The sequence below is a fragment of the Acidovorax sp. CF316 genome (genome assembly GCF_000276605.1).
In the GTDB taxonomy this organism is placed as follows: Bacteria; Pseudomonadota; Gammaproteobacteria; order Burkholderiales; family Burkholderiaceae_C; genus Acidovorax.
This window is the reverse complement of the sequence record NZ_AKJX01000062.1, coordinates 1-4,646: the sequence shown is the minus strand read 5'-3', so window position 1 is coordinate 4,646 and position 4,646 is coordinate 1. Positions and strand designations below refer to the sequence as shown.

At 69.7% G+C, this 4,646-nt stretch carries 6 protein-coding genes; 4 read left to right on the top strand and 2 right to left on the bottom strand.

Features of this window, described 5'->3' with window-relative positions; all coding sequences use genetic code 11:
* Window positions 1-319: 319 nt before the first annotated feature.
* Together PMI14_RS06450 and PMI14_RS06445 are read left to right on the top strand one after the other, a co-directional pair.
* Complete coding sequence (locus PMI14_RS06450) at window positions 320-1,561, top strand: hypothetical protein (RefSeq protein WP_007851485.1); 1,242 nt, start codon at window positions 320-322, stop codon at window positions 1,559-1,561.
* Window positions 1,562-1,610: 49 nt separating this feature from the next.
* Window positions 1,611-2,561 (top strand): TIGR03571 family LLM class oxidoreductase, encoded by a 951-nt coding sequence (locus PMI14_RS06445; RefSeq protein WP_007851483.1) that lies wholly within the window; start codon window positions 1,611-1,613, stop codon window positions 2,559-2,561.
* 19 nt (window positions 2,562-2,580) lie between these two features.
* Here PMI14_RS06445 and PMI14_RS06440 read toward each other — a convergent pair whose 3' ends face one another.
* Window positions 2,581-2,883 carry a YciI family protein gene (locus tag PMI14_RS06440; RefSeq protein ID WP_007851481.1) on the bottom strand — a complete coding sequence of 101 codons (303 nt, stop codon included), beginning with the start codon at window positions 2,881-2,883 and terminating at the stop codon, window positions 2,581-2,583.
* Window positions 2,884-3,016: 133 nt separating this feature from the next.
* Window positions 3,017-3,655 (bottom strand): FMN-dependent NADH-azoreductase, encoded by a 639-nt coding sequence (locus PMI14_RS06435; protein WP_007851478.1) that lies wholly within the window; start codon window positions 3,653-3,655, stop codon window positions 3,017-3,019.
* Between the two features lie 89 nt (window positions 3,656-3,744).
* Here PMI14_RS06435 and PMI14_RS06430 point away from each other — a divergent pair, with 89 nt between their 5' ends.
* Entirely contained in the window at window positions 3,745-4,128 is a 384-nt protein-coding gene (locus tag PMI14_RS06430) for a helix-turn-helix domain-containing protein (protein ID WP_007851476.1), read from the top strand.
* 201 nt (window positions 4,129-4,329) lie between these two features.
* Window positions 4,330-4,646, top strand: a 317-nt coding sequence (locus PMI14_RS06425; RefSeq protein ID WP_007851474.1) for an ABC transporter substrate-binding protein, incomplete at its 3' end; no start/stop codon positions are given.

Here is a 4,646-nt window from a genome sequence, read left to right as displayed (position 1 = left end):
TCCGGCTGGCGCACGACGGGGCAGGCAGCCAGCGCGCCAGTGCAGCCCCGGCCCCCGCCCCGGCGCCTGCGGTGCGCAAGCCGTTGGCCATGGCCGCCCCACGGTCCGTGGCAAAGCCTGCCCCGGTCGCGCTGGCCAAGGCAGCGGCTTCCAGGTCGCTCGCCACCAGCCCCGCCGCCAGCAAAGCCACCGCTGCCCGCGACGACGAGTGGGAAAGCTTTTAGGACGAGATGCCGATGCGTGGGCGGATGCGCCCATGCAAACATTTGCTCCTTCTACGCCCCTGCCGATCCGTGGACAATCGCGGCAGGAGGGAGAGATGGAAATCAACAAGAACCGCACCCTGGCGATGTGGGCCGGGCTGCTGGCCTCGGCCGCATGGTGGAGCTATGTGCTGTTGGGCGCAGGCGGCCACCATGATTTTCCGCGCCTGCTGACGCTGGGGGTGCTGCCGCTGGCGGCAGCCTGGTCCATGGCATGGGCCTGGTCGGCCTGGCATGCCCGGCGCCTGGCGACAGGCGGCGGCGCCGCAACCGGACAGGCCGTACAGGGGGTAGGCCCGCTCGCAGAGGGGGAGGCGCCCCGGTCCCAGGCCCTGGTGGCATGGTTCTCCGTGGGCATTCTCGCGGCCGGCTTGCTGGTGGTGAACCGGCAGGTCCACCTGTCGGACCTGGGTGCGCCGCGCACGTTCTTCCTCGCCCTGGCAATTGCGTCGTTCGTGGTGTGGGGCGTGTATGGCCTGCTGGCCTGGGCCGTCCTGCGCGCGGTGCGTGCCCTGCCCGCCGGGGTGCCGGCCATCCTGGCCAGCCTGCTGATTGCCGCGGGCATGAACTACGACGCCCATGCCCGCATCGGGCAGGTGCGCGCGCTGCAGGCCGCCAATGCCCGGGCCATTGCGCTGCTGCAGGCCCTGCAGCGGGGCGACGAGGTGGGCAGCGAGCAGGTGCGCCAAGCCCGGGCCGGGATCTTCGGCCCGCTGCTACAGGCCCAGGTGGACGTGCACCATGCCGTGGCCGTTGCCCTGCAGACCCATGGCGATGCGTTCGAGGCGCTGGACCTCGGGGGCATGCTGCTGCCCACCGCTCTCGCGTCCGCCGCCGCGCGCGAGGCCAGCATGGCTCGGCTGGAAGACTGGCGCCAGGCCAACAGCGACTTCCACACGCAGGCGATGCAGGCCGTCGCCAACTACCGTGCCGCCACGCAGGCCGCGGTGGCGCAGTTCCTGGCGCACGATGCGCAGGCCTTCGAGCGCAGCATGCAGGCGTCGGCCACCGCGATGGCCGACCAGGCCACCCTGGTCGCACAAGCCCACGGGCGGGGCGTTGCCACCGTGGCCGCCCTGATCCGCCACATGGATGCGCCCAAGGGCCGGTACTTCCTGGACAAGGGCCCGCCGCCCCGGCTGTTCTTCCAGGAGGATGCCGTGCTCGACCGCTACCGCCAGCTCCTGGACCAGTTGCGCCGCACCAGCGAGCAGGAGAACGTCGCCCAGGACCTGCTGGCGCAGGAGGGCGCGCAACAGGCGGGCCGGCTGGTGCAGCTGCTCGAGCCCACACGCTGAGTGAAGGCCGCGGGCACGGCGGCGCCCCGGGGAGGCTATCCTCTGCGCCATGTCCTCGCCTTCACCCTTCAACGCCGGCCACGCCCTGGTGTTCCAGCCCGGGCGGCTCACGCTGGGCTTCATGACGCCGTTCGGCCACCATGGCGGCGCCATGGCCGATCTGGCCGAATCCACGCGCCTGGCCACGCTGGCAGACGACCTGGGCTTTGCCGCCCTGTGGGCGCGCGATGTGCCGCTGATGGTGCCCCAGGGCAGCGACAACACCGCCAGCGCGCTCGACGACCCTTTCTTGTGGCTGGCCGCGCTGGCCGCATCCACGCGCCGCATCGCCATCGGCGCGGCGGCCATCGTGCTGCCGCTGCGGCATCCGCTGCATGTGGCCAAGGCGGCGCTGTCGCTCGACCGCCTGAGCAACGGCCGCTTCATTCTGGGCATGGGCTCGGGCGACCGGCCCGAGGAGTTCGCCTCCTTCGGCGAAAGCCTGGACGCGCGCGGCGAAGCGTTTCGCGCGCGCTGGCCGCTGGTGCGCGCTGCCTTGTCGCCCGATGCGCAGGAGCGGCAGGCGCTGACGGATGCCACGGGCGGCTACGACCTGATGCAGCCGCCCACGGCGCGCATCCCCATGGTGGTGGTGGGCTCGGCCCGGCAGTCGCTGCAATGGACCGCCGCCAACGCCGACGCCTGGGCCAGCTACCACCGTGAAGAACAACGCCAGCAGGGCCGTATCCACCTGTGGCAGCAGGCGCTGGAGCAAAAGGCCGGCGGCGAGCGCAAGCCGTTTGTCCAGTCCGTGCAGCTCGACCTGCTGGCCGACCCTGGCGCCCCCGCCGAGCCGCTGGAGCTGGGCCTGCGCACCGGGCGCAACGAACTCATCGCCTACCTGCAGCGCCTGCAGGCCATGGGCGTGGCGCATGTGCTGTTCAACCTGGCCCAGGTCAGCGGCCGCGCGCCGGCCGAGGTGCTGCGCGAGATCGGCGAGCAGGTGCTGCCCCGGCTGTAGCAGGGCCTCAGAACCTGTTCTAGGACGGTGGCAGCTCCCGCAGCTCCACCGTGCCGCCAGCCTCATACACCGGGTTGCCGGCCAGGAACTGGCGCGCGTCCGCAAGGCTGGCTGCGCGCACGCGGATGAAGCCGCCGATCGCGCACGCCGCCGGCTCGCCGGGCTGGCCCTTGCGCAGGCGCTCGCCCGCGCCGATCTCACTGCCGCCATCAAATTGCCCGGTGGCGCGCAGCGCGCCGAGGTAACGGGCCCACAGCTGCGGGTCGTTGGAGGCCGCCCTGTCGGGCGCGTCTTCGTGCATGAGCAGGATGTATTCGTTCATGGACAGTGTCGGGCGGTTGTCGGGCTCAGGGTATGGGGGCGGGGAGGCAACGCCTGCCCTCCCCGTTTGTAGCACCCCCGCAGCGGTGGCTCGCGGCGCAGCCCCGCCATGGCATGAACAGAGTGGCAGGCAGCTATGCTGCAGCTGCCTGCACCACCGCAGGCACAAAGCCCTGCAGGAACTCCCCGCGCGGCTGCTGCCCCAGGTCCACCGCCTTGGTGCCGCCTGCGGCGACCACGGTGACGTCCTCCATGCCGATGACCTTCAGGATCAGCCGCAGGTAGGTGCTGGCGATATCCCGCTCGCGGATGGGCGAGCCCTCGGTGTACACGCCGCCCGAAGCGATCAGCAGCGTGGCGCGCTTGCCGCGCACCAGGCCCTCGCCGGTGGCGCCCAGCGTAAGCCCCTTGCGCACGATGTGGTCCACCCAGGCCTTGAGGTGGGCAGGCACGTTGTAGTTGTACACCGGGGTGCTGATGGCGATATGGTCTGCCGCCAGCAGCTCGGCGACCAGCGCATCGGACAGCTGCAGCTCGGCCTTCATGGCCGGCGTGTGCTGGTCTGCGGGGGTAAGGCTGGCACCCAGCCAGGGCGCGGTGACATAGGGCAATGCGGTGGCGGCCAGGTCGCGCTGCACCACGCTGCCGCCAGGGTGCGTGGCCTGCCACTGGGCGACGAAGGTGCTGGCAAGGTTTCGGGAAATGGAGTGCTCACCTCGCGGGCTGGCCTGCACCAGCAGCAGGGTCGGGGTGGGGTTGGAAGTGATGGTCATGCGGTCCTTGTCATACAGAGGGTCAACGAACAATTTGTTCGTTACATCAGTATGGGATGTGTGAGAAGATCCCACAAGAAGGCACTTTTATGAGCGAAACGAACATTTCTGTTCCCAAGGAAACGCTGTCTCCCACCGACTGCAAGGGCCTGGCCGACGTGCTGGCCAGCGTGGGCGACAAGTGGACCATCATGGTGGTGGGCGCGCTGGCCAAGGGCCCGCTGCGCTACAACGAGGTGCAGCGCCGGGTGAGCGGCATCTCGCAGCGCATGCTGACGCTGACCCTGAAGCGCCTGGAGCTCGATGGCATCGTCACGCGCACGCTGTTCCCTTCGGTGCCGCCGCGTGTGGACTACGAACTGACCGAACTGGGCCAGACCCTGCGTGGCGCGCTGCTGCCGCTGCACCTGTGGGCGGCGAAGCACCGCGACGCCATCGTGCGCAACCGCGAGGGGGCGAGCGGCGAATCCTGACGCAGCGCACAACGGGCGAGCGCGGTGGCGGGGCTTTATGTAGACTCACGCACTCGCACCACGCAGCACACGCTGCCGCATTGGCTGGTTGGTTGTTGGCGTGGGTGCGAAGGTTCCAATCCATGCTTCGGTGCCGCGGGGGAGATCGTGTTTTTCGGGTGGTGCGGGCCGGGCGTAATACACAACGATTCACAACATTCCATGCGTACCATTCGCTTCCTGTGCCGCTCCGTGCTGGCCGCTTCCGTGCTGTGGTCCGCCAGTTCGCTGGCGCTGGCCCAGGGCATCGTCTTCGGCCAGATCGGCCCGTTCACCAAGCTGCCGGTGCCCGATGCGGTCGAGGTCAACCAGGGCATCAAGGCCTACCTGACCCAGGCCAACAAAACCGGCATCAAGGGGCAGAAGATCACGCTGTTCGAGGCCGATGACCAGTACAGCGCCGAAGGCTTTCTCGAGCAGTTCCCCAAGGCGCTGGAGAAAAAGCCGCTGGCGCTGATCTCGCCCATCGGCTCCGCCGC